The 25,372-nt window shown below is 64.7% G+C and carries 18 protein-coding genes; 11 read left to right on the forward strand and 7 right to left on the reverse strand.

Annotated features, from left to right (window positions below; translation table 11 throughout):
* The first annotated feature begins 94 nt into the window (after positions 1–94).
* Entirely contained in the window at positions 95–907 is an 813-nt protein-coding gene (locus tag ACSHWJ_RS08805) for an inositol monophosphatase family protein (protein ID WP_017364249.1), read from the forward strand.
* On the opposite strand, the gene ACSHWJ_RS08810 is transcribed toward ACSHWJ_RS08805, so the two are convergent.
* Together ACSHWJ_RS08810 and ACSHWJ_RS08815 are read right to left on the reverse strand one after the other, a co-directional pair.
* Positions 864–3,299, reverse strand: a complete 2,436-nt coding sequence (locus ACSHWJ_RS08810) for a DUF3772 domain-containing protein (RefSeq protein ID WP_256996545.1) — start codon at positions 3,297–3,299, stop codon at positions 864–866. The two genes, ACSHWJ_RS08805 and ACSHWJ_RS08810, sit on opposite strands and share 44 nt — an antisense overlap.
* 55 nt (positions 3,300–3,354) lie before the next feature.
* A complete protein-coding gene (locus tag ACSHWJ_RS08815) occupies positions 3,355–5,430 on the reverse strand; it encodes a carbon starvation CstA family protein (RefSeq protein ID WP_218798278.1) in 2,076 nt (691 codons plus the stop codon).
* Between the two features lie 171 nt (positions 5,431–5,601).
* Between ACSHWJ_RS08815 and glgA the strand changes: the two genes are divergently transcribed.
* Together glgA and ACSHWJ_RS08825 are read left to right on the forward strand one after the other, a co-directional pair.
* Positions 5,602–7,575: a glycogen synthase GlgA gene (glgA, locus tag ACSHWJ_RS08820; RefSeq protein ID WP_256996544.1), complete on the forward strand. Its 1,974-nt coding sequence runs from the start codon at positions 5,602–5,604 to the stop codon at positions 7,573–7,575.
* A gap of 6 nt (positions 7,576–7,581) precedes the next feature.
* Positions 7,582–8,844 (forward strand): alpha-amylase family glycosyl hydrolase, encoded by a 1,263-nt coding sequence (locus ACSHWJ_RS08825; RefSeq protein WP_017366246.1) that lies wholly within the window; start codon positions 7,582–7,584, stop codon positions 8,842–8,844.
* A gap of 141 nt (positions 8,845–8,985) precedes the next feature.
* Here the strand turns inward: ACSHWJ_RS08825 and yihA are convergent, their stop codons facing one another.
* A complete protein-coding gene (gene yihA / locus ACSHWJ_RS08830; protein ID WP_218798276.1) occupies positions 8,986–9,618 on the reverse strand; it encodes a ribosome biogenesis GTP-binding protein YihA/YsxC in 633 nt (210 codons plus the stop codon).
* Between the two features lie 156 nt (positions 9,619–9,774).
* Between yihA and ACSHWJ_RS08835 the strand changes: the two genes are divergently transcribed.
* The 3 genes from ACSHWJ_RS08835 (at position 9,775) to ACSHWJ_RS08845 (ending at position 12,010) form a co-directional block, all read left to right on the forward strand.
* Positions 9,775–10,392, forward strand: a complete 618-nt coding sequence (locus ACSHWJ_RS08835) for a c-type cytochrome (protein ID WP_228370205.1) — start codon at positions 9,775–9,777, stop codon at positions 10,390–10,392.
* Positions 10,393–10,481: 89 nt separating this feature from the next.
* On the forward strand, positions 10,482–11,150 hold the full coding sequence (locus ACSHWJ_RS08840) for a thiol:disulfide interchange protein DsbA/DsbL (RefSeq protein WP_228370204.1): 669 nt from the start codon (positions 10,482–10,484) through the stop codon (positions 11,148–11,150).
* Between the two features lie 11 nt (positions 11,151–11,161).
* Entirely contained in the window at positions 11,162–12,010 is an 849-nt protein-coding gene (locus tag ACSHWJ_RS08845) for an endonuclease/exonuclease/phosphatase family protein (RefSeq protein WP_010961815.1), read from the forward strand.
* A 7-nt stretch (positions 12,011–12,017) separates the two neighbouring features.
* On the opposite strand, the gene ACSHWJ_RS08850 is transcribed toward ACSHWJ_RS08845, so the two are convergent.
* A complete protein-coding gene (locus ACSHWJ_RS08850) occupies positions 12,018–14,372 on the reverse strand; it encodes a Lon protease family protein (RefSeq protein ID WP_010961814.1) in 2,355 nt (784 codons plus the stop codon).
* Between the two features lie 31 nt (positions 14,373–14,403).
* Positions 14,404–14,811, reverse strand: a complete 408-nt coding sequence (locus ACSHWJ_RS08855) for a hypothetical protein (RefSeq protein ID WP_218798275.1) — start codon at positions 14,809–14,811, stop codon at positions 14,404–14,406.
* A gap of 280 nt (positions 14,812–15,091) precedes the next feature.
* Between ACSHWJ_RS08855 and gap the strand changes: the two genes are divergently transcribed.
* Both gap and pyk read left to right on the forward strand, forming a co-directional pair.
* Complete coding sequence (gap, locus tag ACSHWJ_RS08860; protein WP_218798274.1) at positions 15,092–16,102, forward strand: type I glyceraldehyde-3-phosphate dehydrogenase; 1,011 nt, start codon at positions 15,092–15,094, stop codon at positions 16,100–16,102.
* Complete coding sequence (gene pyk / locus ACSHWJ_RS08865) at positions 16,099–17,565, forward strand: pyruvate kinase (RefSeq protein WP_010961811.1); 1,467 nt, start codon at positions 16,099–16,101, stop codon at positions 17,563–17,565. The genes gap and pyk overlap by 4 nt, the downstream gene beginning before the upstream one ends.
* A 13-nt stretch (positions 17,566–17,578) precedes the next feature.
* Here pyk and ACSHWJ_RS08870 read toward each other — a convergent pair whose 3' ends face one another.
* Entirely contained in the window at positions 17,579–18,169 is a 591-nt protein-coding gene (locus ACSHWJ_RS08870) for an HNH endonuclease (RefSeq protein ID WP_218800564.1), read from the reverse strand.
* A 364-nt stretch (positions 18,170–18,533) separates the two neighbouring features.
* Between ACSHWJ_RS08870 and ACSHWJ_RS08875 the strand changes: the two genes are divergently transcribed.
* Positions 18,534–20,735 carry a primosomal protein N' gene (locus tag ACSHWJ_RS08875; protein ID WP_010961809.1) on the forward strand — a complete coding sequence of 734 codons (2,202 nt, stop codon included), beginning with the start codon at positions 18,534–18,536 and terminating at the stop codon, positions 20,733–20,735.
* Here the strand turns inward: ACSHWJ_RS08875 and ACSHWJ_RS08880 are convergent.
* A complete protein-coding gene (locus ACSHWJ_RS08880) occupies positions 20,729–21,883 on the reverse strand; it encodes a carboxynorspermidine decarboxylase (RefSeq protein ID WP_041361323.1) in 1,155 nt (384 codons plus the stop codon). The genes ACSHWJ_RS08875 and ACSHWJ_RS08880 overlap by 7 nt on opposite strands.
* A 70-nt stretch (positions 21,884–21,953) precedes the next feature.
* Here ACSHWJ_RS08880 and ACSHWJ_RS08885 point away from each other — a divergent pair, with 70 nt between their 5' ends.
* Together ACSHWJ_RS08885 and ACSHWJ_RS08890 are read left to right on the forward strand one after the other, a co-directional pair.
* On the forward strand, positions 21,954–22,616 hold the full coding sequence (locus ACSHWJ_RS08885; RefSeq protein WP_432539703.1) for a class I SAM-dependent methyltransferase: 663 nt from the start codon (positions 21,954–21,956) through the stop codon (positions 22,614–22,616).
* A gap of 417 nt (positions 22,617–23,033) precedes the next feature.
* On the forward strand, positions 23,034–25,355 hold the full coding sequence (locus ACSHWJ_RS08890) for a cytochrome-c peroxidase (RefSeq protein WP_432539702.1): 2,322 nt from the start codon (positions 23,034–23,036) through the stop codon (positions 25,353–25,355).
* Positions 25,356–25,372: the final 17 nt, after the last annotated feature.

Raw genomic sequence — 25,372 nt, forward strand, 5'->3', positions numbered from 1 at the left:
GAGTTTTTGCGCTCGGGCTGCCTGGGAGAACGGAAAATGGTATCAGAATTTTGGTAGGCTATCGGGCTTTTCGACAGAACTAGGGCAGCTCGCTATGGATCCCATGCTGAACATCGCCATTCGCGCGGCGCGCGCCGCCGGCGATTTGATCGTCCGCTACGTCGACCGGGTCGATACGCTGAAGATCTCGCCCAAGAGCCGGAACGATTTCGTCAGCGAAGTGGACCGCCAGGCCGAGCAGGAAATCCTGCAGATTCTGCGCAAAGCCTATCCCGGCCATGTCTTCCTGGGCGAGGAAGGCGGCTGGCAGGGCGGCGTGGGCAACGAATACGTCTGGGTCATCGATCCGCTCGACGGTACCACCAACTTCCTGCATGGCTTCCCCCAGTTCGCCGTCTCCATCGCTTTGCTGTACCGCGGCGTTCCTGAAGCCGGGGTGATTTACGATCCCATGCGGCAGGATCTCTTCACCGCCAAACGTGGCGGCGGCGCCACCCTGAACAACCGGCGCATCCGGGTGACCAAGTTGAACGGTCTGACCGGCGCCTTGCTCGGCACGGGCATTCCTTTCAAGGATCAGACCCATCTCGACGCCTATCTGGGCATGCTGAAGGCGTTGATCCGTGACACCGCTGGCATCCGCCGGGCCGGTTCGGCGGCGCTGGATCTCGCCTACGTGGCGGCTGGCCGTCTCGACGGTTTCTGGGAACTGGGACTGCAGAAATGGGATATCGCGGCCGGCGTCCTGCTGATCAAGGAAGCCGGCGGGATCGTCACCGATCTCGCCGGCGGCGACGGCTACATGGAGAGCGGCAATGTACTGACCGCCAGTCCGCGTCTGCATGAGTGCATGCTGGAAGCCATCAGACCCCATTTGACCGAGGCGCTCCGGGGGCGTCCGGGCTGAGCGGCGGCGCACCCAGCCTGGCCAGCAGCCAGGACAATTGCTCCGGGTCGAAGTCCAGGTGCACGTCGCGCTGCGGATAGGGCATGGACAGGCCCTCGCGGCGGCAGGCGGCGTCGATCTCGATGCAGAGTTCACTGGTCACCGACTTCATGGTATCGACGTCGGCGACGAAGGCGACGACTTCGAAGTTCATGGAACTCGACCCGAACTCCTTGAAGAACACGGAAGGACCGGGTTGACGCAGCACTTTGGGGTGGGCCGCGGCGACCCGCATCAAGGTTTCGCAGACCTTCCGCGCGTCGGTGCCGTAGGTGAAGCTCACCGGGACCACGATCCGCCCTACCTTGTCGGCATAGGTACGGTTCGTGACCGGGTGGGCGATGAGCTCGGAGTTGGGGATGAATACCGAGGCGCTGTCGAAGGTGAGCACTTCGGTGGCGCGTACGCTGATCTTCTTCACATAGCCCTGAATCTCCCCCACCACGATCCAGTCGCCCACCTTGACCGGCCGCTCGGCTAGCAGGATCAGGCCGGACACGAAATTGTTGACCACGTTCTGAAGGCCCAGGCCGATGCCGACCGACAGCGCGCCGGCAATGATGGCAAGCTGCGACAGATCGAAGCCGGCTGCCGAGACCAGAGTGATCAGGGCCAGGGTGAATCCCAGGTAGCCGACGGCAGTGCGGATGCTGTGCTGCACGCCCGGATCGATGCGGGTGCGGGGCAGGATGCGGTGTTCCAGGGTCCGCTGGACAAAGCGGGTCAGAATCAGCGTTCCCCCGAACAGGAGCAGGCCGAATGCCAGGTCGGCCAGGGACACGGTGATGTTCCCGATCTTGAAACCGAATACCGCTTCGTACAGCCAGCTGCTGAGGTCGCTGCCGCCTGCCCCCCACAAAACCAACAGCGCCAAGATGCCAGCCAGGCCGATGCCCAGCCGGACCAGCCCGGTGAGCCACAAATTCAGGGCATCGATGCCTTCGGGCGAGACTTCCAGATTGCTGCGCAGATGCCTGCCGACGACGGCGTGTTCGCTCAGCGTATGGTTGACGAACTCGTCGCCGATCTTGGTCAGCACGGTGACCAACACGTAGAGCCCGATCGACAGCACGAGCTGGATGGCGAGCAGGCGCGACAGCACCACGTAACCCGGCAAAGCGGCGATCGGAATGGCATAGACGAGCAGAGTCAGCGCGTAGCGCAGACCTGGCCAGCGCGCGGTGCCGAGTTCGGATTCCCAAATCCGCCGCCGCAGGAGCACCAGCAGCAGCAGTGCGATCGACAGGCCGGTCACGAAGTTGTGCAAGGCCATGAGTTCCACGGACCACTCGAACCGCTCGCCCCAGACGTTGACGACGGCATCGATGGCGAATACCGCCGTCATGGCCGTAACGATGCGGGCGATGACCTTGGCGCCGGGGTCACCGAGTGCGACCAGCCGCCACAGCGGTTCGCCGGGCGCCAGTGCCGCCCGGCAGAAAGCCACGACGAAGAAGAACGTCACCAGCATCGCCGCCAACGGTTCGATGATGCGCTGAACGCGGTCCGACACCAGATCGCCGGCAGTGAATCCCAGATAGAGCGCCAGGACGGCCACCGAGGGGATCAGTGTGCGGATGACGCCGGTGACCAGGGCGGTGCGGAGCCGCTGACCATAGCTCGGTTCGGCGGTAAGCTCGACGTAGCCGAAGCGCCGGACGAACCAGAGTCGCAGCGGCCAGGCGATGACCACGGCCGTCAGGACCGCCAGAGGCAATCGCCAGCGCATTTGGCCGAGTTGGGCGGCTGCGCCTTCGCCGGTCAGCCATGCTGCGAAGTCCTGGCGCAGCGACGCGGCGCCTTCCGCCATTTCCTGAATTCCCTTGCGCCATACGGCGGGGGAGAGCGGTGAGGGACCGCGGCTCAGCACCCGTTCGGTGAAGCGCGTGCGTCGCAGGGCTTGGAGCCGTTGGGTCATGCCTTCGGCGCGGGTAATGACCAGGTCGGCTTCTTTCAGGCTGCCTTCCATGTTCGCCAGGCGTTCGGCAATGGCTTTGCGCTTGGCGGCGATGCCCGCAGCCTCCGGTGGTTCCCCCTCGCCTGGCGGCGGTCCGAGCGCCGCCAGCTCGTCTCGGGCGGATTGCACGAGGGGCCGGGCCAGATCGGCGGCTGAACGGACTTCCAGGCGTAGGGAAGCCAGTTCGGCCCGGATTTCGACCAGCCGGTCGTCATCCACCTCACCTTTGGCGAGGGTTTTCTCGTAGCGGTCGAGCAACGCCTGCCAGTCCTTGACCTGGGCGGCCAGCGGCTTCTCGCCCGCCGGTTCCTGGGCAGAGGCGGAGGCGAACACCGCGGCCATCAGCAGAAACAGGGAAAAGACGAGGCGGAATTTATTCGAGCGGATTCGAGTCATCGTTACCGTGAGCTTGCATATCCCATGCTGGGCGCCAAGCACGTACCGTGCCCGGTCAGTCTCTGACCCAGTTTTCCGTCAGCCGGCTCGGGATGCGGGGCGACTCGCTGCTGGGCGGATGCGGGCGCCCGGCGAGCACGCAGTAGCAGACCCTCATCGTGTCCGCCGCCAGGATCCAGCTCAGCCCCATGAAAACCGCGGTCAGGGTGGCATCCAGATAGTCGTTGAAGATCAGCTGCGGCGCCTTGGCGGCTTGGTCCGCCGAAAGCAGGCCGGCCGCCAGCTTGTCGCCCAGGTCGCGGGCATGCGCCAGGAAGCCCACGCGCAGTTCGGGGCTGAACAGTTTTTCCCAGGCCGCGCTGCTGGTGACCACGATCAGCCAGGACAGCGGCAGGGCGGTGATCCAGGCGTAGGAAGCCTTGCCGGTCTTGACCAGGATGGTGGTGGCGACGCACAGGGCGATGGCGGCCAGCATCTGGTTGGCGATGCCGAACAGCGGCCACAGGCTGTTGATGCCGCCCAGCGGGTCGATGGTGCCCATGTACAGGAAATAGCCCCAGCCGGCGACGACCAGCGCCGAGGAGAACAGTACGCCGGGATACCAGCCGGTCCGTCCCAGCACGGGATGCCAGTTGCCCAGCATATCCTGCAGCATGAAGCGGGCGACGCGGGTGCCGGCGTCCAGCGTCGTCAGGATGAACAGTGCCTCGAACATGATGGCGAAGTGGTACCACAGCGCCAGCAGGCCGTCGCCGAACGCGCTGGCGAACAAGGATGCCATGCCCACGGCCAGCGAGGGAGCGCCGCCGGTGCGGGCGAACAGGCTCGCCTCGCCCATCTCCCGTGCCAGGGCCGCCATTTGCCCGACGTCGACCGGGAAACCCCAGGACGAGATCGTCGCCACCGCGTCGGCGGCTTCCTTGCCGACCACGCCGACCGGGCTGTTGATGGCGAAATAGACGCCGGGGTCGAGCACGGTCGCCGCGATCATGGCCATGATGGCCACGGAGGATTCCATCATCATCGCCCCATAGCCGATGAAGCGGGCGTCGGCCTCGTTGGCCAGCAGCTTGGGCGTGGTGCCGGAGGAGATCAGGGCGTGGAAACCGGAGATCGCGCCGCAGGCGATGGTGATGAACACGAACGGAAACAGCTTGCCGCCGAAGATCGGCCCGGTGCCGTCGATGAAGGCGGTGAGCGCCGGCATCCTGATGTCGGGATGCAGGATCAGGATGGCGACGGCCAGGGCCGTGATGGTGCCCAGTTTCATGAAGGTAGAGAGGTAGTCGCGCGGCGCCAGCAGCAGCCACACCGGCAATACGGCAGCGGCGAAACCGTAGGCGATGATCATCAGCGCCAGGGTGGGGGCGTCGTAGTCGAACCAGGTGCGCAGGGCCGGATGGTGGTCGATCCAGCCGCCGCCGGCGACCGAGATGATCAGCAGGGTGACGCCGATCAGCGTCGCCTCGATCACCCGGCCGGGGCGGATCTCGCGCATGTACAGGCCGATCAGCACCGCGATGGGAATCGTCGCCGCCACCGTCGAAGTCGCCCAGGGGCTGTGCTTCATGGCGTTGACCACGACCAGGCCGAGCACCGCGATCAGGATGATCATGATCGCCATCACACCGACGAGCGCCGCCGAGCCGCCGATGGGGCCCAACTCGTCGCGGGCCATCTGGCCGAGCGAACGGCCGTCGCGGCGGATAGAGCACACCAGCACCACGAAGTCCTGCACGCAGCCGCCGAACACAGCGCCGATCAGTATCCAAAGCGTGCCGGGCAGATAGCCGAACTGGGCCGCCAGGGTCGGGCCGATCAGCGGCCCGGGGCCGGCGATCGCGGCGAAGTGGTGGCCGAACACGACCCACCGGTGGGTGGGTACGAAGTCGCGGCCGTCGTTGAAGCGTTCGGCGGGTGTGGCGCGGCCGGCGTCCAGCAGCAGCACGCGGGTTGCAACAAAGGCACTGTAGAATCTATAACCCAGGGCGTAGACGCAGACCGCCGCGGTCACGAACCAGAGGCTGTTGACCGACTCACCGCGGTTTAGCGCGATTCCTCCCAGTGCGGAGGCGCCGAGCAGCGCGACGGCGGACCAAGTCAGGACGACGGTGAGCTTGCGAGAGGGCATGGTGTGTTTCCTTGGTTGACTGTCCATTCGCCCGGGTACTCCAGGAACCCGGTGAAGGTTCGGCGGAGGGCAGCGTATTATGCACAGTCGACCAGCGGTCGAGGTAGGTGTCGGCGGTACTGGACCCACGTCTGCCCGAGTGAATTCTACAGAGGCCATCCGGAGGACCACATGGCTCGCAAACCCAAAGCGCCAGGAGCCCCCCAGTCCGGGGCGACGAAAGCACCCCCACAGGTAGGCAGGCCGGTCCCGGGTCCGCCGCCGGTGCCGGAGCGACCGGCCGAGCCGGAGCCGCGGGCCGCCGCTACCGATGCCGCGGCGGGCGACAAGGCAGATGCCGGCAGCGGGGGCGCTTCGCCGGAAGGCGGCGCCGCCACCGTTCCATCACCGCCGCCGGCAGGAGCCGGTACACCGGCGCCCGAGGAAACGGTCCCGGAGGCGGCGGAGGTATCGGAAGCGACGGGAACGGTCGCGGACGGCCCTCTCGAACCCCCTGTCGTGGAAACCGGAATCCCGCTTCCCCCGAGTGAGGCGGATGCGGCCGGCGACGATTCGCCCGAACTCCCCCATGCGCCCGAATGGTCGCCTCCGGTTGCCGCGGAGATGCCGGAAAGCCGGGCCGAGGTTGCGCCGGAGCCGTCGCCCCCGCCTCACATCCAGCACCGGCCCGCCCTGTTCGTGGTCCATGTCACGCCGGAATTGGCGCCGGTGGCGAAGGTCGGCGGGCTGGCGGATGTGGTGTTCGGGCTCGGGCGGGAGCTGGAGATCCGCGGCAATCACGTCGAAATCATTTTGCCCAAGTACGACTGCATGCGCTACGACCAAATCTGGGGTCTGCAGCGCACCTTCGATGACCTGTGGGTGCCCTGGTACGGCGGAGCCATCCACTGCTCTGTCTATTTCGGCTTCGTCCACGGGCGCAAGTGCTTTTTCATCGAGCCGCACTCCCAGGACAATTTCTTCAACCGCGGTGCGGTGTACGGCTTCCATGACGACATTTTCCGTTTCGCGTTCTTTTCGCGGGCGGCGATGGAGTTCCTCTGGAAGGCCGGCAAGAACCCCGACATCATTCATTGCCATGATTGGCAGACGGCACTGGTGCCGGTCTATCTGTACGAAATCTATCAGCCGATGGGGATGAGGCATCCCCGGGTCTGCTTCACCATCCACAATTTCAAGCATCAGGGCGTCACCGGGGCGCAGGTGCTGCACGCCTCCGGACTCGACCGGCCGGAATACTATTTCCACTATGACCGCCTTCGCGACAACCATAATCCCCACGCCATCAATCTGATGAAGGGCGGCATCGTCTATGCCAATTTCGTGACCACGGTTTCGCCGCGCTATGCGATGGAGGCCAAGGATCAGGGCCAGGGTTTCGGACTCGAGCCGACCCTGCACATCCATCACATGAAGTACGGCGGGGTGGTGAATGGCATCGACTACGACGTCTGGAATCCGGAGATCGACCCGCACATCCCCGTGCACTTCAGTGTGGACACGATCGAAGGCAAATATGCCGACAAGAAGGCGCTGCGCGACCGGCTGCTGCTCGCCGACAACGAGAAACCCATCGTGTCCTTCGTCGGCCGGCTCGACCCGCAGAAGGGCATCGAGCTGATCCGCCACGCCTTGTTCTATACGCTAGGGCAAGGCGGCCAGTTCGTCCTGCTCGGCTCCAGTCCCGACGGGGCGATCAACGGCTATTTCTGGAGCCTGAAGCGGCAGTTCAACGACAATCCGGACTGCCACCTGGAAATCGGCTACAACGAAGAGCTGGCGCATCTGGTCTATGCTGGCTCGGACGTGATGGTGGTGCCCAGTCGCTTTGAGCCCTGCGGACTGACCCAGCTGATCGCCATGCGCTATGGCACCATTCCGGTGGTGCGCGAAATCGGCGGTCTGGCGGATACCGTGATCGACAAGGATTTCTCGCACCGCCCGTTGCATGAGCGCAACGGTTACGTATTCCGCGATTACGATGAGCGCGGACTGGAATCGGCGCTGGGCCGGGCGATCGCCTGCTACTATCAGTATCCGGACCACTTCCGCGAGCTGATGAAGAATGCCATGCGCTACGACTATTCCTGGAACCATCCGGGGCAGGACTATCTCAACATTTACCACTATATCCGGGACAAATAGCCGGCCATGAGGATTTACAATCTCTTTCCCCGGCTGGCGGGTCGCTTCAGCCGATGGACGCCGCATTTCGAACGGGCCGCGGCCATGGGTTTCGACTGGATATTCATCAACCCGATCCAGCAGACCGGCCGTTCGGGCAGCCTGTATTCGATCAAGGACTATTTCGGCATCGATCCGGCTTTTCTCGAGGCGCAGCCTTCCGGGGAACAGCAGGTGCAGGCAATGGTCCGGGCCGCGAACGGGCTCGGCATGAGGGTGATGGTGGACCTGGTCATCAATCACTGCGCCTACGACTCGCCCCTGCTCGGCGCCCACCCGGAGTGGTTCGTCAGGGAGAACGGACGAATCGCCCATCCCTCCTGCAACCAGGACGGCCACCGGGTGGTGTGGGAGGATTTGGCCCAGTTCGATTTTCGGGCGGGGGCCGAGCGTGAGGCGTTGGTGGCCTATTGCCTCGAAATCGTGCGCTTCCTGTGCCGGCTGGGCTTCAACGGGTTCCGTTGCGATGCGGCTTACCAATTGCCGCCGGAAGTCTGGGAGTACCTGATCCGGGAGATCAAGCGGGAATGGCCGGATACCGTGTTCGTCGCCGAGACCCTGGGGTGCTCCCCGGACCAGACGCGGCGGACCGCCCAGGCCGGTTTCGATGCCATTTTCAACAGCTCCAAGTGGTGGGATTTCTCCAGTCCCTGGCTGCTGGAACAGTACCAGCTCACCCGTGAGGTCGCGCTTTCGATCGGTTTTCCCGAGAGCCACGACACGCCCAGGCTCATGGAGGAGGCGCACGGCAACGTGGACGTCTTGAAGCAGCGATACCTGTTCACCGCTCTGTTCTCCGGCGGGGTGATGATGCCGGTCGGCTACGAATTCGGATTCCGGCGGCCGCTGCACGTGGTCGCAACCCGGCCCGAGGACTGGGAGCCGCCGGCCTGCGATCTCACCGGTTTCATCCGGGCGGTCAATGAGGTCAAGGCCCGCTGTCCGGTGTTCCAGGAGGACAGCGTCACGCAGCCCCTGCCGTACCCGAATCCGGCGATCCTGCTGATGTGGAAGGCCGGGCGGAAGCCTGGGGAGGAGGCGTTGCTGGTGTTCAACAAGGATCCCTGGAACCGTCAGTGCTTTCGTGTCGACGACATTTACCAGTACGTTCAGGGAAGGACACCGTTGCGCGACCTTTCACCGGAGTGGCGGCTGGATTACGTTCCGGTGCAGTTCGAGTTCGAACTCGCTCCCGGCATGGGGCGGGTCCTGGTGACTGGAACGGAGTGAACTTTTTCGCTTCGCCGTGATCAATACAAGCAAGTCGTCTGGATTCGACGCGAACTCTACTCATCGTCTCCCTTGTGAGTAGCCTATGCAACCCCGGCTCCCCCTGGCCGGGTCATCACGCCCTCCGGAGTGTCCCCCCTCTTAAGCTCCGGGGGTTTTTTCTTGGTCCTCCCTCGGCAGGTCGAGCCATCGACCCAACACTTCCCATGCCTCCTCGGTGCCGCTCTTCTTGAGCGAGGAAAAAAGCTGAACGCTGAAATCCGGCGAACCGTAGCCCGCAAGGCGGGTTTTCGCCATGAGCCGGGCATTCATCGCCGCGCCCCGGCTCAGTTTGTCGCTCTTGGTCAGCGCGACGTGCAGGGCGATGCCCCGGTGGGCGCACCATTCGATCATGACTTCGTCCATCTCGGTGAACGGGTGGCGGACGTCCATCAGCAGGAACACGCCACGCAGCGACTGCCGGTAGCGCAGATACTGCTCCAGCGCCGCTTCCCAGCGCCGGTGGATTTCGCCGGGCACCTTGGCGTAGCCGTAACCGGGCAGATCGACCAGCCGCCGCCCGTCGTCGATGGAGAAGAAGTTGATCATCCGGGTTCGTCCCGGCGTCTTGCTGACCCGGGCCAGCCCGCCGACATTGGCCAGGGTGTTGATTGCACTGGACTTGCCGGCGTTGGATCGGCCCGCGAACGCGACTTCGCAGCCCTGATCCGGCGGGGCGTCCTTCAATTCGAGGATGCTGCGCAGGTAGCGTATGGATACGGGAGGGATTTTCACGAGGGAGAGGACGATCGTAATCGGGCCATTCTACACTGCGGTTGCCATGATGGGGCACGGTGTTGACTTTTCGGGGCGATCCCTATTTGATGCGCCTGTTTTGTCATGAGTGCGGCCGGCCGATCATGGCCCGCCATTTTTTGAGATAATTCGCTGATGAAAACAATGACGATCAAGGCGCTGGCGTTCGGTTTCGGCGTGCTGGCGCTGGGGGCGGGATCCTGGGCGCACGCGGAGGGAAATCCCGCCGCGGGCAGGAAGAAGGCCGAGACCTGTTCGGGCTGCCACGGCGAGGACGGCAACAGCAATGCGCCGATTTTTCCCAAGCTTGCCGGTCAGCATGCCGCCTATCTGACCAAGCAGTTGCAGGAGTTCAGATCCCAGAGCCGGGGCGAATCGACCATGGCGGCCATTGCCGAGCCGCTGAGCGACGAGGACATCGCCGACCTCAGCGCCTGGTTCGCCAAGGGCGCCGTGCACATCGAAGAGGAGGAGGGCGACTATTCAGCCGGCGAACGCCTCTACCGTAGCGGCGACCTGGGGAAGGGCATTCCCGCCTGTTCAGCGTGCCATGGGCCGCATGGCGAGGGCAATGGAGAAGCCGGTTTTCCCGCCGTGCGCGGCCAGTACTCGGCCTATGTCGCCAAGGCCTTGCGCGAGTTCAAGACCGGCGAGCGGCATAACGATCGGAACCAGATGATGCGCGACATCGCGGGAAAACTGAGCGATGAGGATATCGGCGCGGTTTCGGATTTCGTTTCGGTTCTGAAATGACAGCGAAGGTCGGCATCGCCGGGCCTTTTCGGGCTTTTTCGATCGTATGGGCTTCGGGCCGCGGGGCGGCCCGATTCAGAGGAGGATTCGTGAATACAGGCATCCACATGTTGCGCACCGGTCTGGGAGTGGCGTTTCTGGCGCTGTTTTCCTCACTGCTGTCCGCGGCTCCCGCGCCCGCGGAAACCCAAGAGTACACCGCGGGCAAGGACTACGAGGTGATCAATCCGCCGCAGCCGACCACGGATCCTTCCAAGGTCGAAGTCCTCGAATTCTTCTGGTACGGTTGTCCGCATTGCTATCACTTCGAGCCGGACTTGAACGCCTGGCTGAAGACCAAGCCGGACAACGTGGTATTCATCCGCCAGCCGGCGGTTTTCAACGAGCGCTGGGCGGCGCACGCCAAGATGTTCTACACGGCGGAAGCATTGGGCGTCCTGGACAAGCTGCATCCGCAGTTCTATGAGGCCATTCAGGTCAAGAAACTGGCGCTGGCCAGCGAAGACGAGCAGGCCAAATTCTTTACCGAACACGGCGTCACCAAGGATGCATTCCAGAAGGCCTACAAGTCGTTCGCAGTGGACGCCAAGATGCGCCAGGCCGAGGGCATGGGGGCGCGTTACGGCATCAGCGGCACGCCGACGCTGGTGGTGAACGGCAAGTACCGCGTGTCCGGTTCGCTTGCCAAGTCCTACCCCAACATGATCGCCATCACCAACTACCTGATCGCCAAAGAAAGCGGCAAGCCGGCGAAATAAGGGGGATGTCCATGGGGGGGGCTCTGGCAGTCCGGGAACGTGTCGGGGAGGCGCTTCCCAGACCGGCGAACGCGGATACGGCGCCGGTCGTGCTCCGTCTGGCCAGCTTCAATATCCAGACCGGAATTTCCACTTCCAGCTACCGCGATTACATCACGGGAGGCTGGAGGCACGTGTGGCCATCGACCAAGCGCCTCCCTAACCTGAACCGCATCGCCCAGCTTCTCGAGCCGTTCGACATCGCCGGCCTGCAGGAGGTGGACGGGGGCGGAATGCGCAGCCACAACATCGTCCAGACCCAGTACCTGGCCGAGCATGCGGGTTTCGCCTACTGGCACAATCAGGTCAACCGCCGGATCGGCCGGCTGGCGCTGCACAGCAACGGCCTGCTCAGCCGGATCCGTCCCGACTTCGTTCACGACTACCCGCTGCCGGGTATGCCGGGGCGCGGTGCCCTGCTGGCCCGTTTCGGCCGTGATCCCCGCAATGCACTCTACGTCTGCGTGGCGCATCTGGCCTTGAGCCGCCGGGCGCGCCTCAAACAGTTGCGCTTCATCAGCGATCTCATCGGCCATCTGCCTTACGTGGTGATGATGGGTGACCTCAACTGCGAGCCGAATACCCCGGAACTCGACCTGCTGCTGGATGCGACCCACCTGAACGACCCGGTCTGCCGTCTGAAGACTTTTCCGAGCTGGCGGCCGCACAAGATGCTCGACCACATCCTGGTGACGCCCTCGCTGCGCGTCAACCGGCTGGAAGTGATCGACTTCGCCTGCTCCGACCATCTGCCGGTATCGATGGAAGTGGTACTGCCTGACGCGTTGGCCCACATCGGCGAGGCGAGGCAGGCGGCCTGACGATGTTTCAGGTTTTCTTTTCCGAACAGTCGGCAAAGGCTTTGAGGCGGGAAACCGCCAGCCGGTTCACGGTGCGCGCCGCCTTGCCGGTCATCAGTTCGAGGGCTTCGTCCACGGTGTGAACCGCGTACACCGCGAACTTTCCTTCGCTCACGGCGTCGGCCACCTCGGCCTTGAGCATCAGATTACGGACGTTGGCGGTCGGAATGATGACGCCCTGGTCGCCGGTGAAGCCGCGCGCCCGGCAAAGCCGGAAAAAGCCCTCGATCTTCTCGTTGACGCCGCCCACCGCCTGCACTTCGCCGTGCTGATTCATCGAGCCGGTGACCGCCAGGGTCTGCCGGATCGGGATGCCCGTCAGCGCCGACACCAGGGCGCAGAACTCACCCAATGATGCGCTGTCGCCGTCGATGTAGCCGTAAGACTGTTCGATGGCGAGATGAGCCGAGAGCGCGAGCGGGAAGTCGCGCGCATAGCGGAAGGCGAGACAGCCGGAGAGGATCAGTACGCCCTTGGAATGGATGGCCTGGCCCAGCTCGGCCTCGCGTTCGATGTCCACCACGCCGCGTTCGCCGGGGGAGACCGTGGCGGTGATGCGGGCCGGCGTGGCGAAGCAGGTTTCGCCCGCTTCCAGTACGGTCAGCCCGTTGACGCAGCCGACCTTCTCGCCCTCGGTCGCGATGAGCAGGACGCCTTCCATCACGTCATCGAGCAGTTCCTGGTTCAGCCGGTCCAGACGCCGTTCACGCGCCGCCAGAGCGCGACGCACATGTTCGGCCCGGACGGTGACGGCGGCTTCCCGGCGCCGCTCCAGATCGGCTTCGGCCAGGACTTCGCAGACGTCACCCATCCGCGCCGACAGCCGGTTCTGGTGCTCGGCCAGACGGGCGCCGTATTCCAGCAAAGCGGCGATGCCGCAGGCGGAAACGTCCGCGTGACCAGCTTGCGCCGCCTGGCTCTTGATGAGACGAGCGAAGTCCAGCATCGACGCCGGGGTGAGGGGAAAGTGATCGTCGAAGTCCACGGGGAGCCGGAACAGCTCCTTGAAATCGGGATCGGCCGTTTCCAGCAGGTAATACAAATCCCGCGTACCCACCAGGGCCAGTTTGACTTCGAGCGGAATCGGGGCTGGCAGTAGGGTCTGCGCCCGCGTCCCGCCGGCCGCATCGGCCGGGCGCGGTTCGATGCGGAGCTGGCCACTCTTGAACGCCCGCTTGAGTGCCGGCCAGGCTTCCGCGTCTCCGACCAGTTGTTCGGCTTCCACGATCAGACAGCCACCGTTGGCCTGATGCAGGAGGCCGGGAAAAATCAGCCGTGCGTGGGCGTGTGAGGCGTCCTGCTCGCCAGGCGGTTCGATCCGGCCGAACAGGTTGGGATAGCTCGGGTTGGGCGCGAACAGCACCGGCGTTCCGCCCTCCGGGTCGTGGCTGACGAGGACGCAAGGGGCATAGCGGTCCAGCAACCGGTTGCGGCGGATCGCCTCCTCACGCGGATCCTGGCCGCGGTCGTCGAGCAGGTATTCCGTCACGGTGCGGTCCAGGTGCTCGCCCAGGACGGAGATATGGGCGAGGAGGGCCGCGCAGCCGGCGTAGGGCGCGCTCAGGCGCGCCAGCAAGGGCGCCGCCGCCTGCTCGATGGTCTCCCGGTTCAACGCCCGCAGGGATTCAGAGGCCTCCCGTTTCCACTGGGGGAGTTCCAGCAGTGCTTCGTGCAGGTCGTCCTCGAGTTCCCGTACCTGGGCGTGGAACTGCGCCTTCTTTGCTTCCGGGAGGGCGGCGAAAGCCGCTTCGTCGAGCGGTGCACCGTCTCCCCTCGGCGCGAAGGAGATGTCGTCGCCGTCGCGGAACAGCAGGATGCCCCGTTGCTCCGCCTTCCTGCCCACCGCTTCCACGGCTTCATCGAAGCGTCGGGAAAACTCCCGGTCGATCGCCGTCCGGCGGCGCTGGTAGGCCGGGTTGTCGAACGCTGCCGGAAAGGTTGCCAGCAGACTGTCGACGAAGGTCTCGACGTCGGCGGCGAAGCGGCGAGCCATGCCGGCGGGAAGGGAAATGGCGACCGGTTCCCGCGGATTGTCGAACCGGTTGAGGTACAGCCAGTCATTGGGGGCGGGCTGTCCGGCAGCCCGGCGTTCCAGCAGCCGTTTCACCAGCGACAGGCGGCCGGTGCCTGGATCGCCCATGACATAGAGATTGTAGCCGGGGCGGCGCATGGCCAGGCCGACGTCGATGGCCTCCTGCGCCCGCTGCTGGCCCAGGATGTGGTCGAGCGGCTCCAGTTCGGCGGTCGAGTCGAAGGGGAGGTCGTCCGGCGAAATGACGGTATTCAGGGCGGCGGCAGGCAGCGCGGCTGGGGGGCGGGACATGGCGGTCGGCGGAAGAAGCGGGCCGGGGAAATCAGCGGTGGATGGCCAGGGGCACGACTTCCGCACTCCGCCGTCCCCGGTCGTCCCGGCTTTTCAGGTGGGCCAGCGCGCGCTGGAATTCACTCTGCAGGCGCGGGAGGACTTGGAGCGACTCGGCCGTGTAGTACACCACCTCGAAGGGCACCGGAGCGTCCAGGCTGCTCCGACGGCCGGGACGGAACGCTTGCCAGGCCATCTGGATGTGGCGGGGACCGGCGCCGTCGACGAACACGATCTCGAGGTCGTCGGCCACCGCCAGATAGAGCATGTTGCGAATGGGGACGAACAGTGGGTCGGGGCGCCGGCGGCCGAGCAGTACCCGGCTGAGGTTGTAGGTTGCGGCGCCGAGCAGGCGTGCCTCGCGTCGGAGTTCGCGCGAACGATGGAAGGTTTCCTGCATGTGGATGGCGTCGCTTGCTGGTTCCCGGTTTAAGCTATCAGCCTTGGTGCGCGAAGGGCAAGAACTGGACGCTCGGCGCGGCGCTTTGCTATATTGGCCGCGCTTTGTATTGACAGATTCCCCGGAGAATGCCCGATTCTCCCTCGCCGAAGGCCCGCAGGCGTCCGGCCGGGACGGCCTCGACTGCTCTCCCCACCCCACTCCGCCGGTCGCCAAGGGTGCGAGGGCTCTCGCGCATGACCCCATCCTCACTTTATTTCAGCATTTCTGGAGCAGGGCAATGACGATTAAGATTGCAATCAATGGATATGGGCGCATCGGCCGCAACATCCTGCGGGCGATTTACGAAACCGGGCGCAAGGATGTGGAGATCGTCGCCATCAATGACCTGGGGGATGCCCAGATCAACGCCCATCTCACCCGCCATGACACCGTGCACGGGCCGTTCCGGGGGACCGTGGAGGTCGGCGAGGGCGAAATCATCGTCAACGGCGACCGCATCAGGGTTTTTTCCGAGAAGGATCCTTCCAAGCTGCCCTGGGGGGCTTTGGGCGTGGACGTCGTGCATGAGTGCACCGGGGTGTTCCGCACCAAGGCCAAATGCCAGCCGCATCTCGATGCCGGCGCCAAGAAGGTGATCATTTCGGCCCCGGCCGACAAGAACGAGTGCGACGCGACCATCGTCTACGGGGTCAATGAGCATACGCTGAAAGCCGCCCACACCGTCATCTCGAATGCATCCTGCACCACCAACTGCCTGGCGCCGCTGGTCAAGCCGCTGCTGGGAAAAATCGGGATCGTGTCCGGCCTCATGACCACCGTGCATTCCTACACCAACGACCAGGTGCTCACCGACGTTTATCACAAGGATCTGTACCGGGCACGGGCGGCGGCGCTGAACATGATCCCGACCAAGACCGGCGCGGCGCAGGCCGTGGGGCTGGTGCTGCCGGAGCTGGACGGCAAACTGTCCGGTTTCGCCATCCGGGTGCCGACCGCCAATGTATCGGTCGTGGACCTGACCTTCATCGCGGCCCGGGAAACCGACAAGGACGAGATCAACGCCATCCTCAAGGCCGCTTCCGAAAGCGTGCTGAAGGGTATCCTCGGCTACAACGACCAGCCGCTGGTCTCGAGCGATTTCAATCATACGACGACTTCCTCCAATTTCGACTCGACCCAGACCAAGGTGGTCGGCAACCTGGTGAAGGTGCTGAGCTGGTACGACAACGAGTGGGGTTTCAGCAACCGCATGCTGGACACCACGGTCGCCCTGATGAACGCCCGATGACGAGGGGAATTCGCCGTACCAAGATCATCGCCACGCTGGGGCCGGCTTCCGAGTCTCCGGAGATGCTCGAGAGAATCCTGAAAGCCGGGGCCGACGTGGTCCGGCTGAATTTCTCCCATGGTACGGCGGAGGAACACCGCATCCGCGCCGAGCGGGTGCGGGAAATCAGCCGGCGCATGCAGCGTTATGTGGCCATCCTGGCCGATCTGCAGGGGCCCAAGATCCGCATCGCCCGCTTCAAGGGCGACCGCCAGGTCGTGCTGGAGGAAGGCCAGCCTTTCGACCTGGACACCGCCTTTCCGCCGGATCAGGGCGATGAAACCCAGGTCGGCTGCGCCTATGAGGCGCTTCCGACGGACGTCGAAGCGGGCGACACCTTGCTGCTCAACGACGGTCTGATCGAGCTCAAGGTCAAATCGGTCGAAGGAACCCGCGTCAGATGCGTCGTCACCGTCGGCGGCGTGCTGTCCAACCACAAAGGCATCAACAAGCTCGGCGGCGGTCTCTCGGCGCCGGCCCTGACCGAAAAGGACAAGGCGGATCTGAAGACTGCCGTGGAGATCGGGGCCGACTATCTGGCGATTTCCTTTCCGCGTTCGAAGGAAGACATGCTGGAAGCCCGCGAACTGTTGCACCGGGCCGGCAGTCACATGGGGCTGGTGGCCAAGGTCGAGCGTGCGGAAGCCATCAAGGACGGTGTGATCGAAGGGATCATCGACGCTTCCGACGCCATCATGGTGGCGCGCGGCGACCTGGGCGTGGAGATCGGCGACGCCCGTCTGCCGCATGAGCAGAAGAGGCTGATCCGCTTGGCACGCAGCCGCAACAAGGTCGTCATCACGGCCACCCAGATGATGGAGTCGATGATCGAGAATCCTTTGCCGACGCGGGCCGAGGTCTCGGACGTGGCCAACGCCGTGATCGACGGCACCGATGCCGTGATGCTGTCCGCCGAAACCGCCACGGGGAAGTTTCCGGACCGTACCGTGGCGGCGATGGTGCGGGTTTGCAAGGAAGCGGAAAAATACCCGCGGACGCGCCAATCGAGCCACCGCATGGACGAGAAATTCCACCGCATCGACGAGGCCATCGCCATGTCGGCGATGTATATCGCTAACCACCTGCCGGTTCGGGCCATCGGTGCCTTGACGGAATCGGGGTCGACGCCCCTGTGGATGTCGCGCATCAGTTCCGGCATCCCGATCTTCGCCCTCACGCCGCATGAGGCGGTGTGTCGGCGGGTGACGCTGTTCCGGGGGGTCTATCCGATTTTTTTCAACGAGCGCGCCATCTCGGATCACCACGTGCTGAACCGGGCGATCGCCGAAGAATTCCTTAAACGCAATCTGGTGAAGATGGACGACCTGGTCATCATGACCAAAGGTGATTTGACCGGCCGCACCGGTGGCACCAACGCCTTGAAGATATCGCGCATCAGCGACGTCATCGCCGCCGCGCCTTGAGTCTTGGGCGGTTTCAGCTCAGCCGTTGGTGCAGCGGGCTCTTGCGGGGGAAATGCGCCTTGAGGAACTCCATCTGGTCGGCGAGTACCCGGCGGCCCTGCAGGTAGATGTATTCGGCATGGGTCGGCGTGAAGGGGATGGCGAGCAGCTGCATCTTCGCCTCCTCCGGCGTTCTCCCCGCTTTGTGGTTGTTGCAGCGTTTGCAGGCGGTCACCACGTTGTTCCAGGTGTCCGAACCGCCGCGACTGGTGGGCTGGATGTGGTCGCGGGACAGCTCGCTGTGGCGGAACAGATTGCCGCAATAGAGACAGATGTGGCCGTCGCGCCGGAACAGGGCGGCATTGTTGAGCGGCGGCACGTAGCCCATGTCGATCTTGTAGCCGCTGTTGGCATGGCCGAAGGTCGCCACGATCGAATTCACCTCGATGCGGCTGCGCTGCCCCGTCTTGGCGTTGATGCCACCGCGCAGCCGGAAGAGGATGCTGCCGCAGCCGTAGGCGACCTGTTCCAGATAGTAGAGCTTGGCGGCTTCCTGGTAGCCTATCCATTCGAGAGGCATTCCCGAGGCGTCCGTGCGCAGTACCTGAAGGTGGCGGTGGTGCATGGCTTCTCCTGCGACTCTGGTGCTTTCAAAAATTGTTCATGAATCTTGACAAATCGGGTCCTGATCAGGGTGTTTCTGCAACGACTTATGCACAGTGTACAGAAATGCCCGGTGAAGTTGAAATCGCCTGGCCGATCGCCCGCGCAAGCTCGCTCGGGATTCATCCAACCCTTTGTTTTTGCGATGGCTGTGCCCGGCTGGCCAAGACCTCGACAGGTTGACATCACCCCAGAAAAATTGCGGGCTCGCGGGCTTATCCCGGCTCCCTTGCACAGACTTATCCACAGGATTTGTGGATAAGTCCGTTTCGGTCGTGAACCATGGCCGGTTGCAAGCCTAACGGCGGATCATGACGGAAGGGCGTATGGAGACAGTCGTCAGAGTCGCCGTTCCCATCCCGGCTTACCGCTGTTTCGACTATCTCGCGCCGGCGGGCGTCCCCCTCGAAAGTTTGCTCCCTGGCGTCCGGTTGAGCGTTCCCTTCGGCAACCGCATCCGCGTGGGTTATCTCATCGCGGTTGTGGAAACGCCCGGTTGCGAGGTCGAGCGTCTGCGCCCGGCGGCGGCGGTGCTGGACGCAGCGCCGCTGCTGTCCGAGACCGACCTGAAGCTGCTGCGATGGGCCGCGCGCTACTACCATCATCCGCTCGGCGAGGTCATCCAGTCGGCGTTTCCGGTGCATCTACGGGAAGGGGGGGGCGCTGAGCTGGCCCGCCCGAGCGGACTGGTCCTCACGCCGGCCGGCGCCGCCCTGGATCCGGCGACGTTCAGGCGCGCGCCGGTTCAGCGCAGGCTGTTCGAAGTCTTGCGTGGTCGGGAACGGCCGCTGCCGGCATCGCGTCTGGCGGAACTGGCGGGTTCGGGCCGGACGGTGCGGGATGCCGCCCGGCGTCTGGTCGAGCGCGGTTGGGCGGAGTGGGTGGATTTGCAGGACCGCCGGATTCCCGCCGTTGCCGGGCCGCCTCTGCAGCTCAACCCGGCCCAGCTTGGCGCCGTCGACGAGATATCTCAGAATCTCGGCCGGTACGGCGTCTTCCTGCTCGAGGGAGTGACCGGGAGCGGCAAGACCGAGGTCTATATCGAGGTGATCCGGCGGGTCATCACTCGCGGCGAGCAGGCGCTGGTCCTGGTGCCCGAGATCAGCCTCACGCCGCAGCTGGAGCGGAGGTTGCGCGAGCGCATCGAGGCGCCGCTGGCCGTGTTCCATTCCGGCTTGAGCGAAACCGAACGCGCCGCCGCCTGGCTGGGTTTTCAGAAGGGGGAGGTCGGGGTGCTGCTCGGCACCCGTTCCGCGGTGTTCGCCCCGATGCGGTGGCCGGGAGTCATCGTCCTGGACGAGGAACACGATCGCTCGTTCAAGCAGCAGGAGGGATTCCGTTTTTCGGCGCGGGACGTGGCCGTGATGCGCGCCCGCATGGCGGACATTCCTCTGGTCGCGGGATCTGCTACGCCTTCGCTGGAGTCGATCCGCAATGTTCAGCGAGGGCGCTACGTTCGGCTGGTTTTGCCGGCGCGGGCCGGCGCCGCGGTCGCTCCGCGCTACCGTGTGCTCGACATCCGCGCGCGCCGTTTGCAGGACGGCTTGTCGGAAGGGCTGATCGCGGCGATGCGCGATACCCTGGCGGCGGGTGATCAGGTACTGCTGTTCCTCAACCGCCGCGGTTTCGCTCCGGCATTGGTTTGTCACGGCTGCGGCTGGGTCGCGCGATGCAGGCGCTGCGACGCCAACCTGGTGCTGCATGCCAGGGAAAGCCGGCTGCGCTGCCATCACTGCGCCGCCGAGCATGGCCTGCCGGGGTGCTGTCCGTCCTGCGGCCAGGAGGACCTGCGGCCCTTGGGGGTCGGTACCGAAAGGGTCGACGAGGCTTTACGGCGGCTGTTCCCCGAGGTCGGCGTGGCGCGGATCGACCGCGACAGCACCCGCGGTCGCCGCAGTCTGGAGCGGATGCTGGAGCGTGTGCAGCAGGGCGAAGTGGGGATCCTGCTGGGGACCCAGATGCTGGCCAAGGGACATCACTTTCCTGGCGTGACCCTGGTCGGGATACTCGACGTGGACGCCGGATTCTACAGCACCGATTTCCGTGCGGCGGAGCATACCGCCCAGTTGATCGTGCAGGTGGCCGGACGTGCCGGGCGGGGCGGAAAGCCCGGCACGGTGCTGCTCCAGACCCGGCATCCGGATCATCCCTTGCTTCAGCGGCTGCTGCGCGACGGCTATCCCGGCTTCGCCGCCGCCGAACTCGCCGAGCGCGAGTCGGCCTGCCTGCCGCCCTTCGGCTATCAGGCCCTGTGGCGGGCGGAGTCGAAGGAGCTCGCGCTGTCGATGGACTTCCTCGCGCGCCTGCGCGAAGAGGCCGATGGAAAGAATGGCGCTGTGCATTGGCTCGGGCCGGCGCCCGCGCCGATGCCGCGTCAGGCGGGGCGTTACCGGGCCCAGCTCTGGCTCAAGAGCGCCCGGCGCGAGGAGCTGCACGCCGTTTTGACCGATGCCCTGGCGCGGCTGCAGGAAACGCCGGAGCGGCGCGTGCGCTGGTCGCTGGACGTCGACCCGGTGGACTTTTACTGAGCGGCGGGCTCGCCCCCCCACTGCCTCCGGTAGTCTTCGTAGCCGTAGCTTTGTTCGAGGTGCAATGCTTCCCCGTCCCAACGGTAGATCGAGGGGAGGTTGTGGCCGTTGAAGCGGTTGGCCTTGACCAGGGTGTAGGCTCCGACATCCTCGAAAACCAGGCGGTCCCCGATCCGGGGGCGCGTCGGGAGGGCGTACTCGCCGAACAGGTCCCCGGCCAGGCAGGTGCCGCCGGCCAGGATCGCCGTTTCCCTCCCTTCCTCGCAGACCTCGGCCAGGCGCGGGCTGCGCTGGTATTCGAACACTTCCGGATGGTGGTTGATGCTGCTGTCCAGGACGGCCACCGTCTTTCCGCCGCTGTTGAACACGTCGATGACGCTGGCGACCAGATAGCCGGCGGACCCGATCACCGCTTTGCCCGGCTCGAAATAGACCTCCAGGCCATAATCGCGCTGCAGCCGGGTGGAAAAGCCGGCCAGCCGTCCCAGGTCTCCTTCCAGCCGGTAACCGCCGCCCAAGTTCAGCCACCGCAGCCGTTTCAGACGTTCCCCCAGCTTGTTTTCCAGCTTGGCCAGGATTTCGGCGAGGGGCTCGAAACTTGCGCAGTCGAAGACGGTATGGAAATGAATGCCTTCCAGCCGTTCCAGCCGCCCGACTTCGGCCGGTACCAGCCGGTCGAGGGGAACTCCGAGTTTCGAATGCGGGCGGCAGGGGTCATAACGGGGATCGGGGGCGAAGGACAGCTGGGGATTCACACGCAGTCCCACGCTGGCCGTGCCTTCCATTCGGGCCGACCAGCGGTCGAACTGTTCCAGCGAGTTGAAACTCACGAAATCGCAGAGCCTGCCGATTTCATCGATCTCGCCGGGCCGAAATCCCGGCGTCGTGATGTGCAGACCGCCCCGCCCCGCCAGTGCCTCGGCGCAGAGCCTCGCCTCGAACAGCGAGCTGGCCGAGAGGCCGTCGACGCGTGGCGCGATCCGCCGCAACAGCGGCAGGAATGGGAACGACTTGACCGAATAAAGCAGACGGGGGCCGGACCCTGCGGCCGCTTCTTCAAAGGTCGAGAGGGTCCGGTCGATGGCGGTCTGGTCGTAGACGAAGGCCGGAGTCTCCGGCACCAAGCGCTTGAAGGTTTCGGTCAACATGGTAAATCTTCAGCAGGGAGCGCAAGAATAAGACATCGTCCAAACTGCGGCCAGACGCACAGGAGCCCTCATGGATCGAAAGCCGGAACCCGAACTGATGGACGACGAAGCGCAGGCATTGGCTTATGCGCAAGCGGATTTTTCCGAAGCGCACGACCGTTTCGTCGCCCTGTTCACCGAATGCTTTCCCGGCGAGCCGGGTTCCGGCGTTTGCCTCGACCTCGGCTGCGGGCCAGCCGACGTGCTGGTGCGGTTCGCCAGGGCCCACCCCGCCTGCCGGCTCGACGGCGTGGACGGAGCCCCGGCGATGCTGGCGCTGGCGGAGCGCGCGGTGGGCGCCGCACACCTGCAAGACCGTGTCCGGCTGATTCACGGTTACCTCCCCGGCGCCGAGCTGCCCGGCCGGGACTACGACGCCGTCATCTCCAATTCACTGTTGCATCATCTGGCGGTGCCGGCGGTTCTGTGGGAGACCGCGAAACGCCACGGGCGGCCGGGCGCGGCCTTGTTCGTGATGGACCTGTTGCGGCCCGATACGCCGGCACGCCTCGACGAGCTCGTACGGCGCCATGCGGCCGATGCTCCGTCCGTATTGCAGCGGGATTTCCGCAATTCCCTGCTCGCAGCCTACCGCCCGGACGAAGTGAAGGCGCAGCTGGAGCACGCGGGGCTGGGTTCCTGCCGGGTCTCGGTCATCAGTGACCGGCACTGGATCGCCTTTGGACGACTCTAGCGAGGCCGGACTGATCGGGACCTTCTTTTCGATCCCTACCGCTGGCGGCCACATCCCGGGGGGGCACTACGATCCCGCCGAGTCGCGCTGGGGGTTGGGATGCGCGGGCGTTGCGGCGGCAAGGACGTCATCCCTTGTTGGACAGGCCAGATCATCGGCGCGGTGCCCGCGGCCGCGCGGGTGTCCGGGCCGGTGAATCCGGACGACGGAGACTCACTCCTTGAATGCCGAGAATCCTGTGCCTTCTCCGGTCCGCCTGGGGCGGCTCGGCACGGGGGCAAGTGCCTGCTGAGCAAGATGACGCGGTAATTGTGTGAAATTCCGCAATCGGTCCCTCCGTTTTCTAGCCGATCCAATTTAACGTGCTGTTTATGAATATTTTTTTGAGATGGTATCGAATTTGCCTTAGAGCGAGGCATGTTCAAACTTTTCCGCCATCGTCCCATGCGCTCCGTTTCCTCGAGGCTTCTGGCCATCGGGTCGGCAACCCTGCTCACCCTCCTCCTGGCTGCCGCCATCTACCCCCCGGCCGCGTCCGCGCACGGGGCGCTGGTTTTCCCCTTTTCCCTGAAGAACGTCCAGCCGCCGCCCATTCCGGGCCTCGGCAAGGTCGTGAAGAACGAAAAGGCGCTGCTGGTGCTCGGCAAGGCGCTGTTCTGGGACATGAACGTCGGCAGCGACGGCATGGCCTGTGCGAGCTGCCATTTCCACGCAGGCGCGGACGTACGGACGAAAAACGCGCTGAATCCGGGCGGCAAGCGGCATTTGACCGATGCCGGCGGCAATCCCCTGTATCCGACGCTGGCTGCGGGGTTCAAGCCTATGGCTTCCGGCGGCGCCGGCGGGCCGAACTACGACCTTACCGCCGACGATTTTCCCTTCGTCCGCTTCGCCGATCCCAACGACAACGATTCCGGCTTCACGGCGGAAACCGACAACGTCATGTCGTCTTCCGGCACTTATGCGGGCGAATTCCGAGCCGTGCACAGGACCGGGGATGCGCTGGACGACTGCGACCGGGCCGGGCACGACGGCGTCTATCACGTCGGTGGCATTCGCACCCGGCAGGTCGAGCCGCGCAATACGCCGACCGTCATCAATGCGGCATTGTTTCACCGCCAGTTCTGGGACGGCCGGGCCAACAGCGTGTTCAACGGCGTCAACGGCGACGGGCTCCGCGATACCGGTGCCGGCGTCTGGGTCGTGGTGAACGGCAAGCCGAAGAAAAAGCCGTTCCGGCTGGAGAACTCCTCGCTCGCCTCCCAGGCCGTGGGGCCGCCTGTCAACAACCAGGAAATGTCCTGCAACGGCCGTACCTTCCCGGACGTCGGCCGCAAACTCCTGCAGCGCCGGGCACTGGAGCGGCAGGAGGTCCATGCCGAAGACGGCGTGCTCGCCGGATTCCGCTCCGCGCAAGGCCAAGGTCTGACGCAGACCTACGCCGAGCTGATCAAGAAGGCTTTCCGCAGCAAATACTGGGCGGGCAAGGCGCCCCGCAAGAACCGGGCGATCTTCGGCACGCCGGCCGGGTCCTCCGAGCCGTATACCCAGATGGAAGCCAATTTCGCCCTGTATTTCGGCGTCGCGGTGCAGGCCTACATGCGCACCTTGATCTCCGACCAGGCGCCCGTGGATTCCGACAAGGTCCGGGTCTGTTTCGACGGCCATGAACTGCAGCCAGTGACGGGCTGTCCCAATTCCGACTATCTGATCGATGCCCCGCAGGCCATGACCGCGGCCCAGCTCCGGGGCCTACAGCATTTCATCAATGCCCACTGCATCATCTGCCACACTGGACCGCTGGCATCGACGGCGGTCAGCCCGGAGATCGTGAGGCTGGTGAATGGCAAGGCAGTCAAGGTCAACCCGAACGGCTATACCCTGGTAGACCGCACCAACGATCCGCTGGGCAATACGCGGCTGATGGACGTGGGTTTCGTCAACACCGGCGTCACCCATTATTCGTTCGATCCGGGGCTGGGGAACAACAGCGCAAGCAATCCCTCGCAGCCGCTGTCGTTTGCCCAGCAGTATCTGGCGGAGCTGGTGGGGAACGGCGGCGGCGTTTTCGACGAACTCAAGGTCCGGCCGTGCCTGTTCACCGTGCCATTCGTGAAGAAATCGAAGTCCGATCCGTACGGCTTCCCGGATGACCAGCTGCAGCCCGATCCGCTGGGCAGCGAGGGCTGTGTTCTGTCCAAGCTGGCCATGATCCCGACCCCGGCGGCGGCCGCCGCGGAAGTGGCCAAGGCCGAGGCCGGGAGCAGCAGCCTGCTGCGGGCGGGTGTCCAGGGTACGTTCAAGATTCCCACGCTGCGCAACGTGGAGCTGACGGCGCCGTATTTCCACAACGGTTCCGTTCTCACCCTGAATCAGGTCATCGACTTCTATATCAGGGTCGGCAACTACGCCAGCCGCGACAAGGCGGTCGAGATGCCCACGTTGAGCGACATCATCGGCAACGAGCAAGGTCCGAAGGACGACATCGTCGCCTTCCTCAAGTCGCTCACCGACGAGCGGGTGCGGGACGAGGCGGCGCCTTTCGACCATCCGGCGCTCCGGGTGCCGAACGGCCACGCCGGCGACCATCGGTCCGTCAGCGATGCCGACGGGGACGGCTTGGCCGACGACGAATTTCTGGAAATCCCGGCGGTGGGCAGGAAAGGCCGCACCGCCCAGGGGCTGGGGCCGATTCAGGCCCTGCAGGGAAGCATCGAGGGATCCGAGGGTACGCCTTGATATCTTGAGGATCGTTG

It is taken from the genome of Methylococcus sp. S1M (assembly GCF_051295855.1).
GTDB lineage: Bacteria > Pseudomonadota > Gammaproteobacteria > Methylococcales > Methylococcaceae > Methylococcus > Methylococcus capsulatus.